This is a genomic window from Paenibacillus ihbetae, assembly GCF_002741055.1.
Classification (GTDB): domain Bacteria; phylum Bacillota; class Bacilli; order Paenibacillales; family Paenibacillaceae; genus Paenibacillus_AQ; species Paenibacillus_AQ ihbetae.
Genome location: NZ_CP016809.1, coordinates 5,421,253 through 5,436,788 on the forward strand (window position 1 = coordinate 5,421,253; position 15,536 = coordinate 5,436,788).

Genomic DNA, 15,536 nt, shown 5'->3' on the forward strand with positions numbered 1-15,536 from the left:
AGAGGTCAAGGCAAGCAGCAAAAAAGCCGGCTTCGCAGCCGGCTCCTAATGTTCATTCTAATATTGATTCCATCTCATCACACTGCTATAATAAGCAATGGTCTGTCATTAATAAGACATAAATGGTCATAATATGACAATTATATTGTAACACATATTTCTTACGCTGTCAACCAGTAGATTAGGGGGATGAGCCATGGCTATCAGCGAACAGGATTGGCAAGAGGAACAAGGGCGAGTTACAGAGGTTACGGGAAAGATCGGAAGGAAAATTTCGGAGTTAGAAGCTGATGTCGGAGGGATTCGCGAGGAAGTCATCGAAATGCGGAAGGACTTCTGGGACGAGGTAACCGTAAACTTCAGCAACCCCGATGATTTGGGCGAGACGTCAACGAACCTGAGGCAGCAATCCCAGGTGTTGTCGGAACGGGAACGCGCCCATCTGCAATCAAGCAAGCTGCTCAAGAAATACCGGAAGCTTGTCGATTCCCCTTATTTCGGACGGATTGATTTCCGGGAAGACGGATGGCCGGAGACGGAGTCGATCTATTTGGGAACAGGCTCCTTCCTGGACGAGGATATGGAGTCCTTCCTGGTATATGACTGGCGGGCGCCGATTTCCAGTCTGTATTATGATGGGGCGCCGGGACCTGCGCAGTACGAGACGCCTTCGGGCATGGTGACCGGAGAGATGCTGCTGAAGCGTCAGTTTGTCATCCATGATGCCAAAATCCAGGTGCTGTTTGATACCGGCATGACCATCGGCGACGAGCTTCTCCAGCAGGTGCTCAGCCATAGCGCGGACGACCGGATGAAATCCATCGTAGCCACGATTCAAAAAGAGCAAAATGCGGTCATCCGCAACGATAAAACGCGCATGCTCATTGTCCAAGGGGCGGCAGGCAGCGGAAAGACCTCGGCTGCCCTGCAGCGGGTCGCTTACCTGTTGTATAAATATCGGGAGACGCTGAGAGCGGATCAGATGATCCTGTTCTCGCCCAACCCGCTCTTCAACAGTTATGTATCCACCGTTCTGCCTGAGCTGGGCGAGGACAATATGCAGCAGACGACGTTTCAGTCTTATCTCGAGTTTCGGCTGGGCAAGGAGTTTGATCTGGAGGATGTGTTCACCCAGACGGAAAACCTCCTTAACGAGGAGGATTCGCCGGAGTATAAAGCCCGGCTTGAAGGCATCGCCTTCAAGTCCTCGGGGACATATCTGGATACGATTCGACGGTACAAGGAATTGCTCGAGAAGGAAGGAATGCTCTTCAAACCGGCGGTGTTCCAAGGCAAAGTGATCGTCAGCTCCGATGAGATGGCGGCACAGTTCTACAGCTATGACGCTGCCGTCAAGCTGGCCGGCCGCATTGATCTCATGAAGGAATGGCTGCTGAAGCGGCTGTCCGAGTTCGCCCAGGAAGAGAAAAGCGCGCCTTGGGTCGAAGAGAAGATCGACCTGCTTGATTTGGAGGACTATCAAAGGGCTTTCCAGACGATGCGGAGGAAGCAGAACCGTAAGGAAACGACGTTTGACGATTTTGACAAGGAGCGGGATATTCTGGCCAAAATGGTCGTCAGCGACAGCCTGAAGCCGATCCGGCGCTGGATTAAGCGGTATCGGTACGTCGATGTAACGGGCATGTACCGCAAGCTGTTCCAGGACGAAGCGTTATTCCGCCGGGCTGCCGGAAACACGGCTTCATTGCCGCCGTATTGGGAGCAGATCTGTCATCTCACCGTTCAGGCATTGAATGAGAAACGGCTGATGTATGAAGATGCAACGCCGTTCCTCTATCTGAAGGAGCTGCTTCAAGGCTTCCGGACCAACACGTCGATCCGGCATGTCATCGTCGACGAGGTTCAGGATTATTCAGCCTTTCAGCTGGAATTCCTGAAACGGCTGTTCCCAAGAGCGAAGATGACGGTGCTGGGGGACTTGAACCAGGCGATCTATGCGCATGGCGAGGCGCTTGGAAGTTTGGAAAACCTGGTCAGCCTGTACGGTGAAGAAGAGACCGAGGTCATTAATCTGACCCAGAGCTATCGCTCAACGCACGAAATCGTGGAATTTACGCGCCGGATGATACCCGGAGGGGACCGGATCGTTCCTTTTAATCGCAGCGGTGAGGCACCGCAGGTCATCCCAGTGAAGGATGAGGCAGCCCTTAAGCAGGCGGTAATCCAAGACATCGCCGAGCTTCATGCCCAAGGCTATGAATATGTCGCGGTCATTTGCCGGACGGATGAGGAGAGCCGGCGCGTGCACCGGGAGCTGTCGGAGAGCGTTCAGGTCCGACTCATCACCAAGAACACGCCGGCCTTTGAGAAAGGAACGCTTGTCGTTCCGGCCTATCTGGCTAAAGGGGTAGAATTTGACGCGGTGATCATCTATAACGGCTCGGAGGGAGTATACCGGCGGGAGAGTGACCGGAAGCTGTTCTATACGGCATGCACGCGAGCCATGCACCGGCTTCACATTTACCATATCGGCGAGAAGAGCCGCTTTATCCCGGATGCAGCAAATTAGAAGAGCGGATTTCCTCCGCCAGTAACCTAAGAGGTTGATGTGCCAAGCCAGGCCGTCAGCCTCTTTTTTTATAAAAACATTTGGCCAGTGGACAATAAATTTGAAGTTTTTCGCAAGTTTTGCGTTTCATCCGCCTGATCCACTATTCATTTCGCGGGCTTTTTTGCCGAAAAAAACCTTGGGAATATAAATTCATACAAAAGGTCGGGTGCTCACGGATGAAAATAAAAACGAAACTCATACTTTCATCTTCGATTCTTGCTGCTGTCACGGCGGTAATCATACTCATTGCATTTATTTCCACAAATTCGACAGAGCGAAAGTTCAGTCAGATCATCGATGTGGATCAGAAGATTATCTATAACCTGACCCAGCTGGAATATTTATTAACCGGCATATCGAATGATGAACGGGGTTATTTGCTAACCGGTGACGATGAGTATGTCAACTCTTTGAAATCGAAGCAGCAGTCCATCGCATCGCTGATGGAGGAGACGAAAGGATTGATGACCTCAGCCGAGGACAAGAAGGTGATTGAGGGCATCGAAGCAGGATTCGCCGATTATACCGGCGCGGTCACCGAAGTGCTGAACAAGCTGGGATATGATTCCGGATTCTATAAAGCGGTGCCTTTTAGGATTTATGAGGAAGCTTTCAATCGTGAGCGGGAACTCCGCAAATCGTTTGAAGCGCTTGTTACCGATTTTACAGCCAGTAAAAATCAAGCGCTTGCCAAGCAGGCAAACCGCATTGCCGAAGCAAGCCGGTTCCAGAATAACGTCATTCTATTAATAGGACTTGCCGCTATTGCTTATTTTGCCGTACAGGGGTATCTGCTGACCCGTTCGATCCAGCCTCTGAACCGGATGAAGGATCAGCTGTTGAAGATTGCGGAGGGCGGCGGCGATCTCGTTACTCGGCTTCAAATTACGACAAAGGATGAAATCCGGGATGTCGCCGACGCATACAATAAGCTGGTACAGGGCTTTAGAGACATGGTCGTGAAAATTCAAGAAACGGCAGGACAAGTCGGCGCATCGGCTTCTCTACTACATACGACGACCGAGGAGATTCGCCAAGCCACGCATCAAACCTCAAGCATCATGGAGCAAGTGGCTGCTGGGGTAGAGAGCCAGCTTCAGGATACGGAGGAAACGACAACAACCGTCACCGATATGGCGGAAGGGATGAAGCATATCGCGATGACCGCGCAAGAGGTGTCCGGACTTGCATCCACTGCCAACAGGCTGGCCGCCGATGGAGAGCAAGCGATTGTTCAGACGCTGAATCAAATGAAGGGCATCCGCACAAGTGTAGACCAATCGGCGCAATCCGTACGTCACCTAGGCGAGCGAGCCTCCAGCATCGGCGTCATGGGTCAGGTGATCATCGAAATTGCCGAGCAGACCTCGCTGCTCGCGATGAACGCCTCCATCGAAGCGGCCAGGGCTGGCGAACATGGCAGAGGCTTCGCGGTCGTTGCCGCCGAGGTCCGAAAGCTGGCCGATCAGGCTTCGAATTCTTCGATTGAAATCCGCCAATTTGTTCAACAGCTTCAGCAGGACATCTATGAGCTTGCGAATGTGATGGAACGCAGCACCCGGGAGGTCTCCGAGGGTATGGACGTCGCCCAGGGGGCGGAACGTGCGTTCAAAGACATCGAACGAGCCATCGAGGAGCTGAACGGCCAGATTTACGGCGTGACCGTGGCGACTGAAGAGATGAATGCCGGGGCCGAAGAGCTGGTGCATACGATCCGCAGAATCCAGGATGTAACGGAAACAACGGCGGCAGGAACACAGAGCGTAAGCGCGGCAACCGAAGAACAGCTTGCGTCGATGGAGGAGATTGCCGGCTCTGTAGAGGATCTAAGCAGCATGTCGAAGCAGCTGACCCAGCTGATGTCCGGGTTTAAAGTGTAGCCGTCCAAGAAAATTATTCGGGTAAAATCGACCACCTTGATCGGATGCATATTCTAGGCGAAAGAACCTACAATATGGATACTGATAACATAAAGGTGGTCTTCTCATGGAAACAAAAAAATGGGACCTGGTTGCGCTTGCTTCCATACCGCTCATTATGACGCTCGGCAACTCCATGCTGATTCCCATTTTGCCGCAAATATCCAAAGTCCTGGGAATAAGCTCCTTTCAAGTTAGCATGTTGATTACGGTTTATGCCGTGGTAGCCATTTTGCTGATACCGATCGCAGGCTATTTATCGGACCGGTTCGGGCGCAAGAAGATCATCATACCGAGTTTAATCATTGCGGCGGCGGGCGGAGCGGTCTCTGCCGTGGCAGCATGGCTGCTGACGGGAACGACATCTTATTATGTCATCCTGGCGGGCAGATTCCTTCAGGGAATCGGCGCGGCCGGCGCGTTTCCGATCGTGATACCGCTGGTCAGCGATATGTTCGATGACGAAGAGAAGGTTAGTAAAAGCTTGGGTATTATCGAAACATCCAACACGTTTGGGAAGGTTGTAAGTCCCATCCTGGGCGCGCTGCTCGGAAGCTTCCTTTGGTTTCTCCCGTTTATCTCCATTCCGGTTCTGTGCTTGATCTCGCTGGTGCTCGTCATCTTTTTGGTAAAGGCTCCGAAGGGAGACGAGCAGGATGAGCGGTCTCTCGGCGAATTTTTAAAGACAACCCGGGAGGTGCTTCGTGAGAAGGGCCGGTGGATGTACGCTATCTTTGCGATCGGGGGTATTGCCATGTTTGGCGTGTTCGGCATGCTGTTCTATTTATCCGAGACGCTGGAAAGCACATACCGTCTGCAAGGAGTCGTTAAAGGCCTGGTGCTGGCTATCCCTCTGGCCCTGCTGTGCTTGGCGTCCTACTTGGCAGGGAAATTCACGGGTAAAAATAAGCGGGGGATGAAGTGGACCGGGTTTGCCGGCATGTGCCTCTTAACGGCGTCTCTGCTCGTGATCGGATTCAGCGATCAAATATATTTCGTGATCGGCATGATGACGATCGGCGGGATCGGGATCGGGATGGTGCTCCCATGTATGGACACGCTGCTTACCGAGGGGGTTGACAAGGAGCAGCGGGGAACGATCACGTCGCTATACAGCAGCATGCGATTTATTGGCGTTTCTTTGGGACCGCCCGTCGTCTCTTTGCTGCTGGGGACGCATCACGGGATCATGTTCGGCACGCTTGCAGCCATCGCAGCAGTAGGCGGGCTGCTTACGCTCTTTGCCGTGAAGCCCGAAGCCAAGAAGGATGATCCGGGCGGCGGATCCTATCGGGTGGAATTCAAGAAACCGAAGGGAATTAAGAAAAAAGGTCTTGTCCACAAGTGAGTGGACAAGACCTTTTTCGTTAAGCTAGGTATCGGGCCGGATTATCCGGCTGCGCTCTGATTCGTCTCGTTTAAGGCAGTGGGAGGAGCTGCGGCAGCTCCTCGCACCAGCTTCATAATGACATAAATCACAATGAGCAGCACCAACGAGATGGCGGAGAACCGGTACATCATGCCATAGGATGTTGCCTTGGCAATCGACCCCAGCACAATCGAGCCGATCGCTACCCCGAAGTCAAGCGAGTTGAAGAACATGCCGTTAGCCATGCCGCGCTGCTTCGGATGAACCTCCTGGATCATCCAGGTCTGGATAGAAGGCTGCATGGCCCCGTAGCCCAGGCCGTAGCACAGCGCCGAGAGCAGAAGCGAGCCCGTCGATGCGGCAAAGGTCAGCAGCAGCAGTCCTGCAATCATCAGAACGGCAGCCGGGACCATCAGCGCTTTATGCCCGTAGCGGTCATAAATTTTGCCGGAGAACGGGCGAACCAGAATGATGGCCAGCGCATTGAACAGGAAGAAGTATTGGGGATTGCTAAGATGGGCTTCTTGGCCATACAGCGCCATAAAGCTGAGCAGTCCCCCGTACGTAATCGACATTAAAAAGTTCAGCACGCTGGGGAGGATCAGCTTGCGGTTAAACCCGCTCGGAACATCAACGTCATCCGCGGTGGCTTTTGGCGCAGGTGCGGACTCTGCCTTCGGTCTTTTCGAGATCAGGATGTAGGCGAGCGGGAAGATCAGAATATTAATCAGCACGGTGAGCATCACGAGCGGCGTAAAGCCTCCGTGCTGCAGCATCGTAAGTCCGATCATCGGACCGATCGACATGGCGAGCGTCGTCGATAGGCCGAAATATCCCATCCCTTCGCCCATCCGTTTCGGCGGGATCACGTTAGATGCCATCGTCGGGAACGAGGTGCTCGTCATGCCGAAGCCGATGCCGAACAGGATGCGCATCAAGAGCAAAAAGATAATGCCCGTGGCCCAATAATAACCAAGGGTTGCCGCCAAGGAGATGAAAAGTCCGACATACAGCAAAAGTCGGAGCTTGCCTTTCTCCAATGCTTTGCTTGAGACGAATCTGGATAGAATCGCGCTAAATGCAAATAAACTTGTAATGAGGCTGACCTGAAGCGGGCTGGCCGTAAAGGCATCCTGCGCATATGCAGGCAGCGTGGTCAGCATCATCTGCAAGGTCAGGAACAGGAACAGGTTGCTGACCATCAGGGTGATGAATTCTTTGGTCCATAAGGGTTGTTTCAGGTTATTCGGTTTCATGTAAGCTATCTCTCCTGTTGTTCTGTAGATGTTCAAGATTGTCATTGATGCGTGAGAGCGTATCCCAGAACAGCTCCAGCTGCCGGCTGTCGATTCCCTCGATGATCTGCCGGCCGCATTCGCGTTCGATCTCTGCCGTAGCTTCAATCAATTGCTTCCCCGAATCGGTCAGATACAGCTGGAAGGCTCTGCGGTCATGCGGTGAGACGGTCTTTCGCGTAAAGCCCTTCTTCTCGAGCAAATCCAGAATCCGGGTCGTCGTAGGCTGATCCTTATCCGCCTTCGCCGCGACCTCTTTCTGGTTGAGTCCTTCATGCTCAAATATGCGATAGAGGACGAGCCACTGCTCGGGCGTGATGTCATACGGCTTCAAAGCATGACTGAACCATTGGGAGGCCCGCCGATAGGTGTAGCCGAGATAAAAGCCGATGGATGGATTTGAGTCAGGGGTTTTCAAGAAACAAGTCACGCCTTTCATTTCAGGCTTTCATAAATAGTTGTCTTAACAATTATATGTATAACATTCATTTGAAGTCAATCAAAATAAAATAAATCGCTTTCAAGACAGGTATTTTCCACTTCTTGTGGAATATGAGAATACGGATAACATAGTTCTAACAATTGCGAGCTATAGTTAAAGTGACAAACTTTTATACCATTCAGGAGGCGAAAGAGAACATGCCGCAATTAATCATTTTTGCCCATCGCGGGGCTTCAGCAGTCTGCCCGGAAAATACGATGGCGGCTTTTGAAAAAAGCTTGGAGCTTGGTGCCACCGGCATTGAGACCGATGTACAGATGACGAAGGATGGAAGACTCGTCCTCATCCATGATGAGACGCTGAAGCGCACCGCCGGAGCGGAAGGATTCGTTAAGGATTACACCTACGAGGAGCTGTCGAGGCTGGACGCGGGTGGATGGTTCGGGGAGGCATTCCAAGGGGAGCGCATTCCGCTGCTGGAGGAGCTGCTCGAGCTGACCCAAAGCCGCGGCACGATCGTCAATATCGAGCTGAAGAACAGCTCGGTACCGTATCCGGGACTGGAGGAGAAGGTAATCGAGGCCGTCAACCAATTCAAGATGGGCGATCGTATCGTGATTTCCAGCTTCAATCATTATTCGCTCCTTCATTGCAAGCGCGTGGATTCGGAGATCCGGACGGGCGTTTTATATATGGAAGGCTTGTACGAGCCTTGGGAATACGCAAAGCGCATTCAAGCGGATGCTCTTCATGCATACAAGAAGGCTGTTCTTCCTGAATGGGTGGCGGAAGCCAAACGGAACGGCGTCGTTTATCATCCGTTTACCGTTAATGACGAGCATGAAATGAAATCATTGATCGAAGCCGGTGTGGCCGGCATTATTACCGATTATCCGGATGTGCTCTCCGGATTGCTGCAGACCAAGGGAGTGTGAGCTTTTGAGAAAAACATGGCTGCTGGGCTTTGGTTTCTTCAGCATTAGCATCACCTGGGCGCTGTATAACGCTTTTGTGCCTTATTTTCTGGAGCGGTACATTTCCAGTGTCGCGTTGATCGGTTTTTTCATGACAATCGACAATTACTTTGCCTTGTTTTTGCAGCCATGGATCGGAAGCCGGAGTGACCGGACACATACAAGGTTCGGAAGAAGGATGCCTTATCTGCTGATCGGGATGCCGCTCGGCGCTTTGTTTACGGCGATCATTCCTTTTCATAACGGGCTCGCGACGCTGCTCCTGTTCATGGTGCTGATGAACCTGGCTATGAGCTTATACCGTTCGCCTACCGTATCCTTGATGCCCGACATTACGGAAGAGCGGCGACGTACCCGTGCCAACGGGATCATTAACTTCATGGGAGGCGTCGGTTCGATTCTGGCTTTCGGTGCCGGATCCATTCTGTATAATGCCCATCCGTCGCTGCCCTTCATCGCCTCCGCAGTCGTCACCTTGGCCTCGCTGCTGATCTTGACCGTGTTTATTAAGGAACGGAGAGACGCACCGGGCTATAAAGCTCAGACGGAAGCGAAGTCCGCGGTATCCTTCAAGAAGCAGTTGAACCGTACGACGGTGTTTCTGCTCGCTGCCATTTTCTTCTGGTTTGTTGCCTATCAAGGGGTAGAGACGCTGTTTACCCTGTACGGTAAAAATGAAATGGGACTGACGGAGTCACAGGCGTCCTTTTCCCTGACTTTCTTCTCGCTGGCGTTCGTGCTGTTTGCGATTCCCAGCGGATGGCTCGGCAGCAAATTCGGGAAGAAGCGCGTTATTACCATTGGCGTCCTAGGATTGCTGATCGTGTTTTCCCTCGTGCCGCTGATCGAATCGCTGCTTGTGCTTCGCATTCTGCTGACCGTGGGAGGATTGTTCTGGGCGTGCATCAACATCAATTCCTACCCGTTCGTTGTGTCCACCGGCTCGGAGGATAGCATCGGGACAAGAACCGGGATGTATTATCTTGTATCATCACTTGCTGCCATCTCCTCGCCGCCGCTCCTCGGCAAGCTCATCGACAGCATGGGCTATTCGATATTGTTCTATTGTGCGGCTGGCAGCATGCTGCTGGCGCTCGTCTGCGTTTTGATGATTCGTCATCCCGAGTCATCGGGCCATAACAAGCCGCAAGCGGCTTCGGCCGGGGCGCCGTAAACGAACAAGATCCTGAATCTGCTCCCGGTAACAAGGGAGATTGCAGGCCATCCGGCACATCAGCCGGGTGGTTTTTTATGTTCAAAGCCCGCTCGTCGGAACATTCGGCTGACCTTCTTGGAACACACACCTCAGCTGAGCTCTCGCAACAGCAACCCCACAGTTTCGGGCAGCATGATCAGCTTTTACGCGGCAAGCCTCAACGCCACTTGCAACAGTCCCCAAAGCAACCGATAATAGATATGCTGGGTTCAGAAAATACATAGCGTACACGAAGGCTGTACAAAGAGAGGAGGGCTGTGATGCAGTGGATCGCTATGCTGACGATGCTGATTGATCATGTGGGGCTCGTATTTTTTCCGGATCAGGAATTGTGGCGGATCGTCGGACGCATCGCCTTTCCGATCTATGCCTACGCCCTGGTGCAAGGACATCGCTACACCTCCTCAAGGCCGCGGTACATGCTGCGACTAGCCGTCATTGCGGCCCTATCCCAAATTCCCTACCAGCTGGCGCTCGACACCCGTGGCTTGAACGTGGTCGTTACGCTGTTTGTTGGGGCGTTGGTGCTATATCTGCTGGAACGCTCGAAATCGTGGATACTGTCGTCGATGCTTATAGTAGCCGCATGCACGCTCTTGAATGATCTTCCTTTTGATTACGGTGCTTATGGACTGATGCTGATTCTTATCTTTCGATATGCGAAGCCAAGCTGGCTCGCCCCGCTTCATATGCTGCTGAATCTGCTGTTCCTGTTCGTCAATAACTGGGAGCTTCAAATGTGGAGCGTCATTCCGACGGTGCTTATTGCTTATGGGCCGCAGATTTGGAGAAAGCTTGAAGCAGTCAGGGTCAGCCGCTGGGTGTGGCGTTCATTCTATCCGCTGCATCTGGTTCTCATTGCTGTGATCAGGGTCTTCATGTAGAGCGACGGACTGGACGCTCCCGGGTTGATCGATACGAAACAAAAAAAAGGAGAGGCTTTATCGATGATGAATATTGCCATTGCTGTGGCCGTTATTTTATTTGCTGCAGCAGGTTATCTTGCATTCATGAATTCCAGATTGATTGCAGATAAAAAGCGGGAAGCATACATTCCTCCGCCGGCTTCGGAATATACCGTTTATATGACGCCCCAATTCACGAGGGAGGATGAACGGACCCTGACGCCGATCGGCGTTATGGAATATGAGGATCCTCAAGGCCCGATGAAGGTGTATTTATGCCGAACCCGGCACAAAGCCGAGGATTTGAAGCTGGAGGAGGCGGGCGATGTATTTCTCTCCCATCTGAAAGCCGCGCGGGACCGGGGAACGCTGCGGTTCTACCGGACGGTTGAGGAGGCCCTTCAGGGCCAGGATGAGGTCCGGCTGACGGAACGGCTAACGGCGGTCGCCAAAAAAAGATAACGCCAGGCCGGGCATTCAGGGTCAACCGACCCTCAGGCGGGGTAATAAAGGGTTAAAAGACCGAAAGGAGATTTTCCGAATGAAAACTTTTAAAATCGGAAGGACATCGGTCTCCGTCATAATAGGCGATATTACGACATGGACGGGCGACATTATCGTAAATGCTGCAAATTCGGGATTGCTGGGCGGAAAAGGGGTCGACGGTGCAATCCACAGTGCCGGCGGACCGGAAATCATGGAGCAGTGCATGGAGATTCGCAAGCAGCAGGGCGGCTGCCCGCCCGGCAACGCCGTAATTACAGGTGCGGGTCGCTTGGCTGCACAGCATATCATTCATACCGTCGGCCCGATCTGGGAAGGGGGCGGGCGCCGTGAGGAGCACACGCTTGCGGAATGCTACAGGAACAGTCTTCTGCTTGCCATTGAGGTAGGCGCGCGAAGCATCGCCTTTCCGAATATCAGCACAGGCATTTATGAATACCCGAAAGCCCCGGCCTGCGACGTTGCCCTGACGGCGGTTACGAAGCTGCTGGAGGAGGACCTTCCGGATAACCGGCTGGAGCGTATTGACTTTGTGTGTTATTCTCCCGAGAACGCCGAGCTCTATGTGAACTGGCTCGAACGCTTCACACGGGAGAAGGAGGCTCAAATATAAAGGCAGGGGCGCCAAGGCGCCCCTCTCGTTATTTCGGTATGCTTGATTACATATGATAGGAGCCTCCCGGCTCGTTCAGCACCCATTCCAGCATGATCATCATATCGTCGAGGCGGGCCTCCTGTTGAACTAGGGCAGAGCGCTGCGGACTGCTCTCGTCCAGCTGTGCAATACGGGCGTGCAGCAGCTTTTTTTGCATGGCAAGCTCATTGAGCTTGGACTTGATCTGATTCTCGGTTCGCATATTCAACCTCCGTGTTGGACGAAATAAGTCGGTATAATTGAATATTATAGCATGGGTTGCACCATGATGTAGAAAGGTGAGATCACGGGATGAACACGGAATATAATATGAAGCAAATTGCGGCGGAGCGTGCTGCCGGTTATGTCCAGAGCGGGATGAAGGTTGGCCTCGGAACCGGTTCAACGGCTTATTACGCCATTCTCAAAATCGGGGAGATGGTCCGTGCAGGGCTTGACATTCAAGCTGTAGCGACCTCTCGGGCTTCCGAGGAGCTCGCCGTTCAGCAAGGAATTCCGCTGGCCCCGATCCGGGATATCGGCCGGCTGGACCTGACGATTGACGGAGCGGATGAGCTCGACGGGAAGCTTCGGCTTATAAAGGGCGGAGGAGGGGCGCTGCTGCGCGAGAAAATGACGGCGTACCGCAGCGACCGGCTGATTATCATTGCCGACGAGACCAAAGCGGTGCCCGTACTGGGGGCGTTTCCGCTTCCGGTCGAAATCATTCCTTTCGCCTATGAATGGACCATTCAATCCTTGAAAGAGCTCGGTTGCTTTGTGCAAATGCGCCGGGACCGCGAAGGAGCCATGTATGAGACGGATAACGGCAACTATATCGCAGACTGCCGGTTTGAGCGGATTTCCGAACCGGAAGAGCTGGCTGCCCGGCTGAAGGGCATTCCGGGCGTCGTCGAGCACGGGTTGTTTCTGGGGATGGCGGATGAAGCGATTATTGGATATCGGGATGGTTCGGTGCGGATTTTCGGAGCTGACGCGGCAAGCGAATAATCCATTTGACAGTTGAGCCTTGCGTTCATTAACCTTAATACATGACAACTTTCGGAGGGTGAAATATGTCGGATTTTCATGAACAAGAGGATTATCCATTGCATTTGATGGTTATTTTGGCAAGAGCCTATAATGCGGTTATGACGCATTCCAACCGCAGCATCCAGAGTCACGGATTGAATTCCACGGAATTCGGCGTCCTGGATGTTCTGTACCACAAAGGACCGCAGCCGCTGCAGAAAATCGGTGAAAAAGTGCTGATCTCAAGCGGCAATATTACATATGTGGTAGACAAGCTGCAGAAGAAAAATCTCCTCGTTCGGCGGGCATCGGCGGAGGATCGCCGTGTGATATATGCAGAGCTGACTCCGCATGGCAAGGAGTTCTTTGAATCGATCTTTCCCGGCCACCAGCAGCTGATGATCAAGGCGCTCAGCGGATTGACCGATGAGGAAAAGGCGCAGGCGGCCAAGCTCCTCAAGAAGCTTGGCCGGAGCGCGGAGGAAATGCTCTAGCGATCCGATCGATCAGCGCCAGCGTTTTGAAGCACAGCTGAAAGAGAAGGAGCAGGACAGCTTTTTTTTGCTCACACACAAAGATGATGGGGGATACAAGGTATGCTCAAGGAAATAACATCCCAAGCGGCAAAACTGGAGGTTCGGGAGCTGCTCGGCTATTCGGTTTTTCCCGATCCGGATCAGGTAGAGAAGGCCGTTTCATATTATAAGGCCGAAGGCGGGAGCAAGCTGTATGGTTACGTGGAGGAAGGGCTTCTCGTCGGCATTATCGGCTGTGACATTCAGCAGGATGAAGTGACAATAAGGCATCTTGCGGTTATCCCCGAGAACCGGGGAAAAGGCTATGGACGGGGGATGATTCTGGAGCTGCTGCTTCAGCTTGACCCCAAGCCCAAGCGGGTAATTGCGGAGACTGACGAAGAAACGGTGGACTTTTACCGGAATATCGGGTTTGAAGTGCACAGCCTCGGGGAGAAATATCCGGGAGTCGAACGGTTCCGCTGTATCTATGAGGTCGATGCCGAGGCATTGGATTAAGGGCTAAACGTAGAGGATAATGAGGGATAAGCACCAGCCTGTATTCTTTTTATTCGAGGCACTGTCCCGTTTCACAACCGATGTTCTCGCTCATATAATGTCATAACGAGCGGGACAGGGGGTGAACATGTTGGTGTATCATTATACCGCTGTCGGCGATTCGCTGACTTTCGGGTTCGGAGCGATGCCTGGCAGCGGCTTTGTTCCGCTATATCGCCGGATGGCGGAAGAGAGGCTTCGGCAATTCGTGGCTCACGAAAATATGGGGATTAACGGATTAACCTCAGAGGGGCTGTATGAGCGGATCGTTCAAAATCCGGCCTATCGTTACCATTTGCAGCAGGCCCATATCATAACCATATCGATTGGCGGCAACGACTTGATCAGAGCCGTGAAATCCGCCGGCGGCCGTCCCGACAGGGAATCACTGGATCGGGCGCTGCTTCGTTGCCAGTATTACATGTCTAACACCGTCAAGCATATTCGTAATATCAAGGCAGGAGGCGGCAAAGCTTATTTCATCCGTGCCGTCGGGCTGTACAATCCGTACCCTGCTTCCGCGGAAGCAGCGGAATACGTATCGCGGTTTAATCGATATCTTCATAGCCTCAGCGACGTGTACTTCCGGATAGCCGATGTGAATGCTGCATTTGCAGGCAAAGAGAAGGAGCTGCTATCGGTGGATGGGCTTCATCCGAACGGGAAGGGGTACCGGGTCATCGCCGAGCAGCTGAATCGGCTTGGGTACAAGCCGCTGGTATAAATAGATGGATCAATAAGGCCCGCCGGCTTTTCGCCGGCGGGCCTTATATGGTTCAAGGTATGGAGTTTTCCACGGCGTTTCTTGGGGCTGATTTCAAGCGCATTTAGAATAAGTTTCGGAAAAAGCTCCGAACCGCCCACTTGCGCTCTTGACGCCGCTTGTACTTGGGAAGGGATCGGTATACGCTCATCGATTCCGAGAAGGCTTCCTTGGCTTCCTGACGCTGTCCCAGTACCCGATACATGGATCCCAGCAGGTAGTAGGCTTCAGAGGATGACGAATGCATGGTATGAAACTTTTGTAAATAATCGAGCGCTTTCGCGGAATCCGCCGAACGGAAGGCGTCGGCAAGCCTCAGGTAGGGCCGGCCGTATTTTACCCGGGGGTTGATATCCAGCGCCTGAAGGATATCCGCCTCTCCTTGAACGGTGTTTCCGGTTTTCAGGCGGGCGGTGCCGATATCATCCCAGTATTCCGCGGAGTCCTGCATGCTTTCCGAGATGGATTCCAGCAGCTTCAGCGCCTCCCCGTATTTGCGGCGTTCGATAAGGAGCCTTGCCAGCTCATGCCGCGACGAGACGTCGCTGGGACTGGCCGCAATATTTTTCCGCAGCTTGGAGATTTGTCTTGCCCGCTGAATCGGACGTGTAATGCTGGGAAACACGCCGACAAATCGGCGGTCCAGGACGTAAACGATAAGGAGAAGAACAACAATGGCAATCAGCGGATTACCGAAAATATAAAACAGCATGCCAAAAATAATGAATTTTCCCAAGGAAGATCCCCCAATTTGATTTTCATGAATTCTTACGAAATTATACCATATATTGGAGCAGCTGGAGGATCCTATTTTGATTGTGAAGGCTCTTTATAAGCA

The 15,536-nt window shown here is 52.7% G+C and carries 16 protein-coding genes; 12 read left to right on the plus strand and 4 right to left on the minus strand.

Features of this window, described 5'->3' with window-relative positions; genetic code table 11:
• Positions 1 to 196 precede the first annotated feature (196 nt).
• From helD to BBD41_RS24395, 3 genes are all read left to right on the plus strand, one after another.
• Positions 197 to 2,530 (plus strand): RNA polymerase recycling motor HelD, encoded by a 2,334-nt coding sequence (helD, locus tag BBD41_RS24385; protein WP_099479139.1) that lies wholly within the window; start codon positions 197 to 199, stop codon positions 2,528 to 2,530.
• Between the two features lie 218 nt (positions 2,531 to 2,748).
• Complete coding sequence (locus BBD41_RS24390) at positions 2,749 to 4,452, plus strand: methyl-accepting chemotaxis protein (protein WP_099479141.1); 1,704 nt, start codon at positions 2,749 to 2,751, stop codon at positions 4,450 to 4,452.
• A 106-nt stretch (positions 4,453 to 4,558) separates the two neighbouring features.
• Positions 4,559 to 5,839 (plus strand): bacillibactin exporter BcbE, encoded by a 1,281-nt coding sequence (locus BBD41_RS24395; protein ID WP_099479143.1) that lies wholly within the window; start codon positions 4,559 to 4,561, stop codon positions 5,837 to 5,839.
• A gap of 41 nt (positions 5,840 to 5,880) precedes the next feature.
• Here BBD41_RS24395 and BBD41_RS24400 read toward each other — a convergent pair whose 3' ends face one another.
• A complete protein-coding gene (locus tag BBD41_RS24400; RefSeq protein ID WP_099479145.1) occupies positions 5,881 to 7,116 on the minus strand; it encodes an MFS transporter in 1,236 nt (411 codons plus the stop codon).
• Positions 7,103 to 7,573, minus strand: coding sequence for a MarR family winged helix-turn-helix transcriptional regulator (locus tag BBD41_RS24405; RefSeq protein ID WP_099480776.1), 471 nt, complete (start codon positions 7,571 to 7,573; stop codon positions 7,103 to 7,105). The genes BBD41_RS24400 and BBD41_RS24405 overlap by 14 nt, the downstream gene beginning before the upstream one ends.
• A gap of 221 nt (positions 7,574 to 7,794) precedes the next feature.
• Between BBD41_RS24405 and BBD41_RS24410 the strand changes: the two genes are divergently transcribed.
• The 5 genes from BBD41_RS24410 (at position 7,795) to BBD41_RS24430 (ending at position 11,809) form a co-directional block, all read left to right on the plus strand.
• Positions 7,795 to 8,532, plus strand: coding sequence for a glycerophosphodiester phosphodiesterase (locus tag BBD41_RS24410; RefSeq protein ID WP_099479147.1), 738 nt, complete (start codon positions 7,795 to 7,797; stop codon positions 8,530 to 8,532).
• A 4-nt stretch (positions 8,533 to 8,536) separates the two neighbouring features.
• Positions 8,537 to 9,745 (plus strand): SLC45 family MFS transporter, encoded by a 1,209-nt coding sequence (locus BBD41_RS24415; RefSeq protein ID WP_099479149.1) that lies wholly within the window; start codon positions 8,537 to 8,539, stop codon positions 9,743 to 9,745.
• Between the two features lie 302 nt (positions 9,746 to 10,047).
• A complete protein-coding gene (locus tag BBD41_RS24420) occupies positions 10,048 to 10,671 on the plus strand; it encodes a TraX family protein (RefSeq protein ID WP_099479151.1) in 624 nt (207 codons plus the stop codon).
• A gap of 63 nt (positions 10,672 to 10,734) precedes the next feature.
• Positions 10,735 to 11,154, plus strand: a complete 420-nt coding sequence (locus tag BBD41_RS24425; protein ID WP_077567195.1) for a hypothetical protein — start codon at positions 10,735 to 10,737, stop codon at positions 11,152 to 11,154.
• Positions 11,155 to 11,233: 79 nt separating this feature from the next.
• A complete protein-coding gene (locus BBD41_RS24430; RefSeq protein WP_099479153.1) occupies positions 11,234 to 11,809 on the plus strand; it encodes a macro domain-containing protein in 576 nt (191 codons plus the stop codon).
• A 46-nt stretch (positions 11,810 to 11,855) separates the two neighbouring features.
• On the opposite strand, the gene BBD41_RS24435 is transcribed toward BBD41_RS24430, so the two are convergent.
• On the minus strand, positions 11,856 to 12,053 hold the full coding sequence (locus BBD41_RS24435; RefSeq protein WP_099479155.1) for a hypothetical protein: 198 nt from the start codon (positions 12,051 to 12,053) through the stop codon (positions 11,856 to 11,858).
• Positions 12,054 to 12,142: 89 nt separating this feature from the next.
• Between BBD41_RS24435 and rpiA the strand changes: the two genes are divergently transcribed.
• The 4 genes from rpiA (at position 12,143) to BBD41_RS24455 (ending at position 14,659) form a co-directional block, all read left to right on the plus strand.
• Positions 12,143 to 12,841, plus strand: a complete 699-nt coding sequence (gene rpiA / locus BBD41_RS24440) for a ribose-5-phosphate isomerase RpiA (RefSeq protein WP_099479157.1) — start codon at positions 12,143 to 12,145, stop codon at positions 12,839 to 12,841.
• Positions 12,842 to 12,906: 65 nt separating this feature from the next.
• Complete coding sequence (locus tag BBD41_RS24445) at positions 12,907 to 13,356, plus strand: MarR family winged helix-turn-helix transcriptional regulator (protein WP_077567191.1); 450 nt, start codon at positions 12,907 to 12,909, stop codon at positions 13,354 to 13,356.
• 102 nt (positions 13,357 to 13,458) lie between these two features.
• On the plus strand, positions 13,459 to 13,896 hold the full coding sequence (locus BBD41_RS24450) for a GNAT family N-acetyltransferase (RefSeq protein ID WP_099479159.1): 438 nt from the start codon (positions 13,459 to 13,461) through the stop codon (positions 13,894 to 13,896).
• A gap of 127 nt (positions 13,897 to 14,023) precedes the next feature.
• A complete protein-coding gene (locus BBD41_RS24455) occupies positions 14,024 to 14,659 on the plus strand; it encodes a GDSL-type esterase/lipase family protein (protein ID WP_077567189.1) in 636 nt (211 codons plus the stop codon).
• A gap of 103 nt (positions 14,660 to 14,762) precedes the next feature.
• On the opposite strand, the gene BBD41_RS24460 is transcribed toward BBD41_RS24455, so the two are convergent.
• A complete protein-coding gene (locus tag BBD41_RS24460; RefSeq protein WP_077567188.1) occupies positions 14,763 to 15,434 on the minus strand; it encodes a tetratricopeptide repeat protein in 672 nt (223 codons plus the stop codon).
• Positions 15,435 to 15,536 lie beyond the last annotated feature (102 nt).

Coding starts and splice junctions, on each gene's coding strand:
- BBD41_RS24410 (WP_099479147.1), top strand. CDS start 7,795: ATGCCGCAATTAATCATTTTTGCCCATCGCGGGGCTTCAGCAGTCTGC.
- BBD41_RS24435 (WP_099479155.1), bottom strand. CDS start 12,053: ATGCGAACCGAGAATCAGATCAAGTCCAAGCTCAATGAGCTTGCCATG.
- BBD41_RS24425 (WP_077567195.1), top strand. CDS start 10,735: ATGATGAATATTGCCATTGCTGTGGCCGTTATTTTATTTGCTGCAGCA.
- rpiA (WP_099479157.1), top strand. CDS start 12,143: ATGAACACGGAATATAATATGAAGCAAATTGCGGCGGAGCGTGCTGCC.
- helD (WP_099479139.1), top strand. CDS start 197: ATGGCTATCAGCGAACAGGATTGGCAAGAGGAACAAGGGCGAGTTACA.
- BBD41_RS24430 (WP_099479153.1), top strand. CDS start 11,234: ATGAAAACTTTTAAAATCGGAAGGACATCGGTCTCCGTCATAATAGGC.
- BBD41_RS24420 (WP_099479151.1), top strand. CDS start 10,048: ATGCAGTGGATCGCTATGCTGACGATGCTGATTGATCATGTGGGGCTC.
- BBD41_RS24455 (WP_077567189.1), top strand. CDS start 14,024: ATGTTGGTGTATCATTATACCGCTGTCGGCGATTCGCTGACTTTCGGG.
- BBD41_RS24450 (WP_099479159.1), top strand. CDS start 13,459: ATGCTCAAGGAAATAACATCCCAAGCGGCAAAACTGGAGGTTCGGGAG.
- BBD41_RS24395 (WP_099479143.1), top strand. CDS start 4,559: ATGGAAACAAAAAAATGGGACCTGGTTGCGCTTGCTTCCATACCGCTC.
- BBD41_RS24400 (WP_099479145.1), bottom strand. CDS start 7,116: ATGAAACCGAATAACCTGAAACAACCCTTATGGACCAAAGAATTCATC.
- BBD41_RS24390 (WP_099479141.1), top strand. CDS start 2,749: ATGAAAATAAAAACGAAACTCATACTTTCATCTTCGATTCTTGCTGCT.
- BBD41_RS24445 (WP_077567191.1), top strand. CDS start 12,907: ATGTCGGATTTTCATGAACAAGAGGATTATCCATTGCATTTGATGGTT.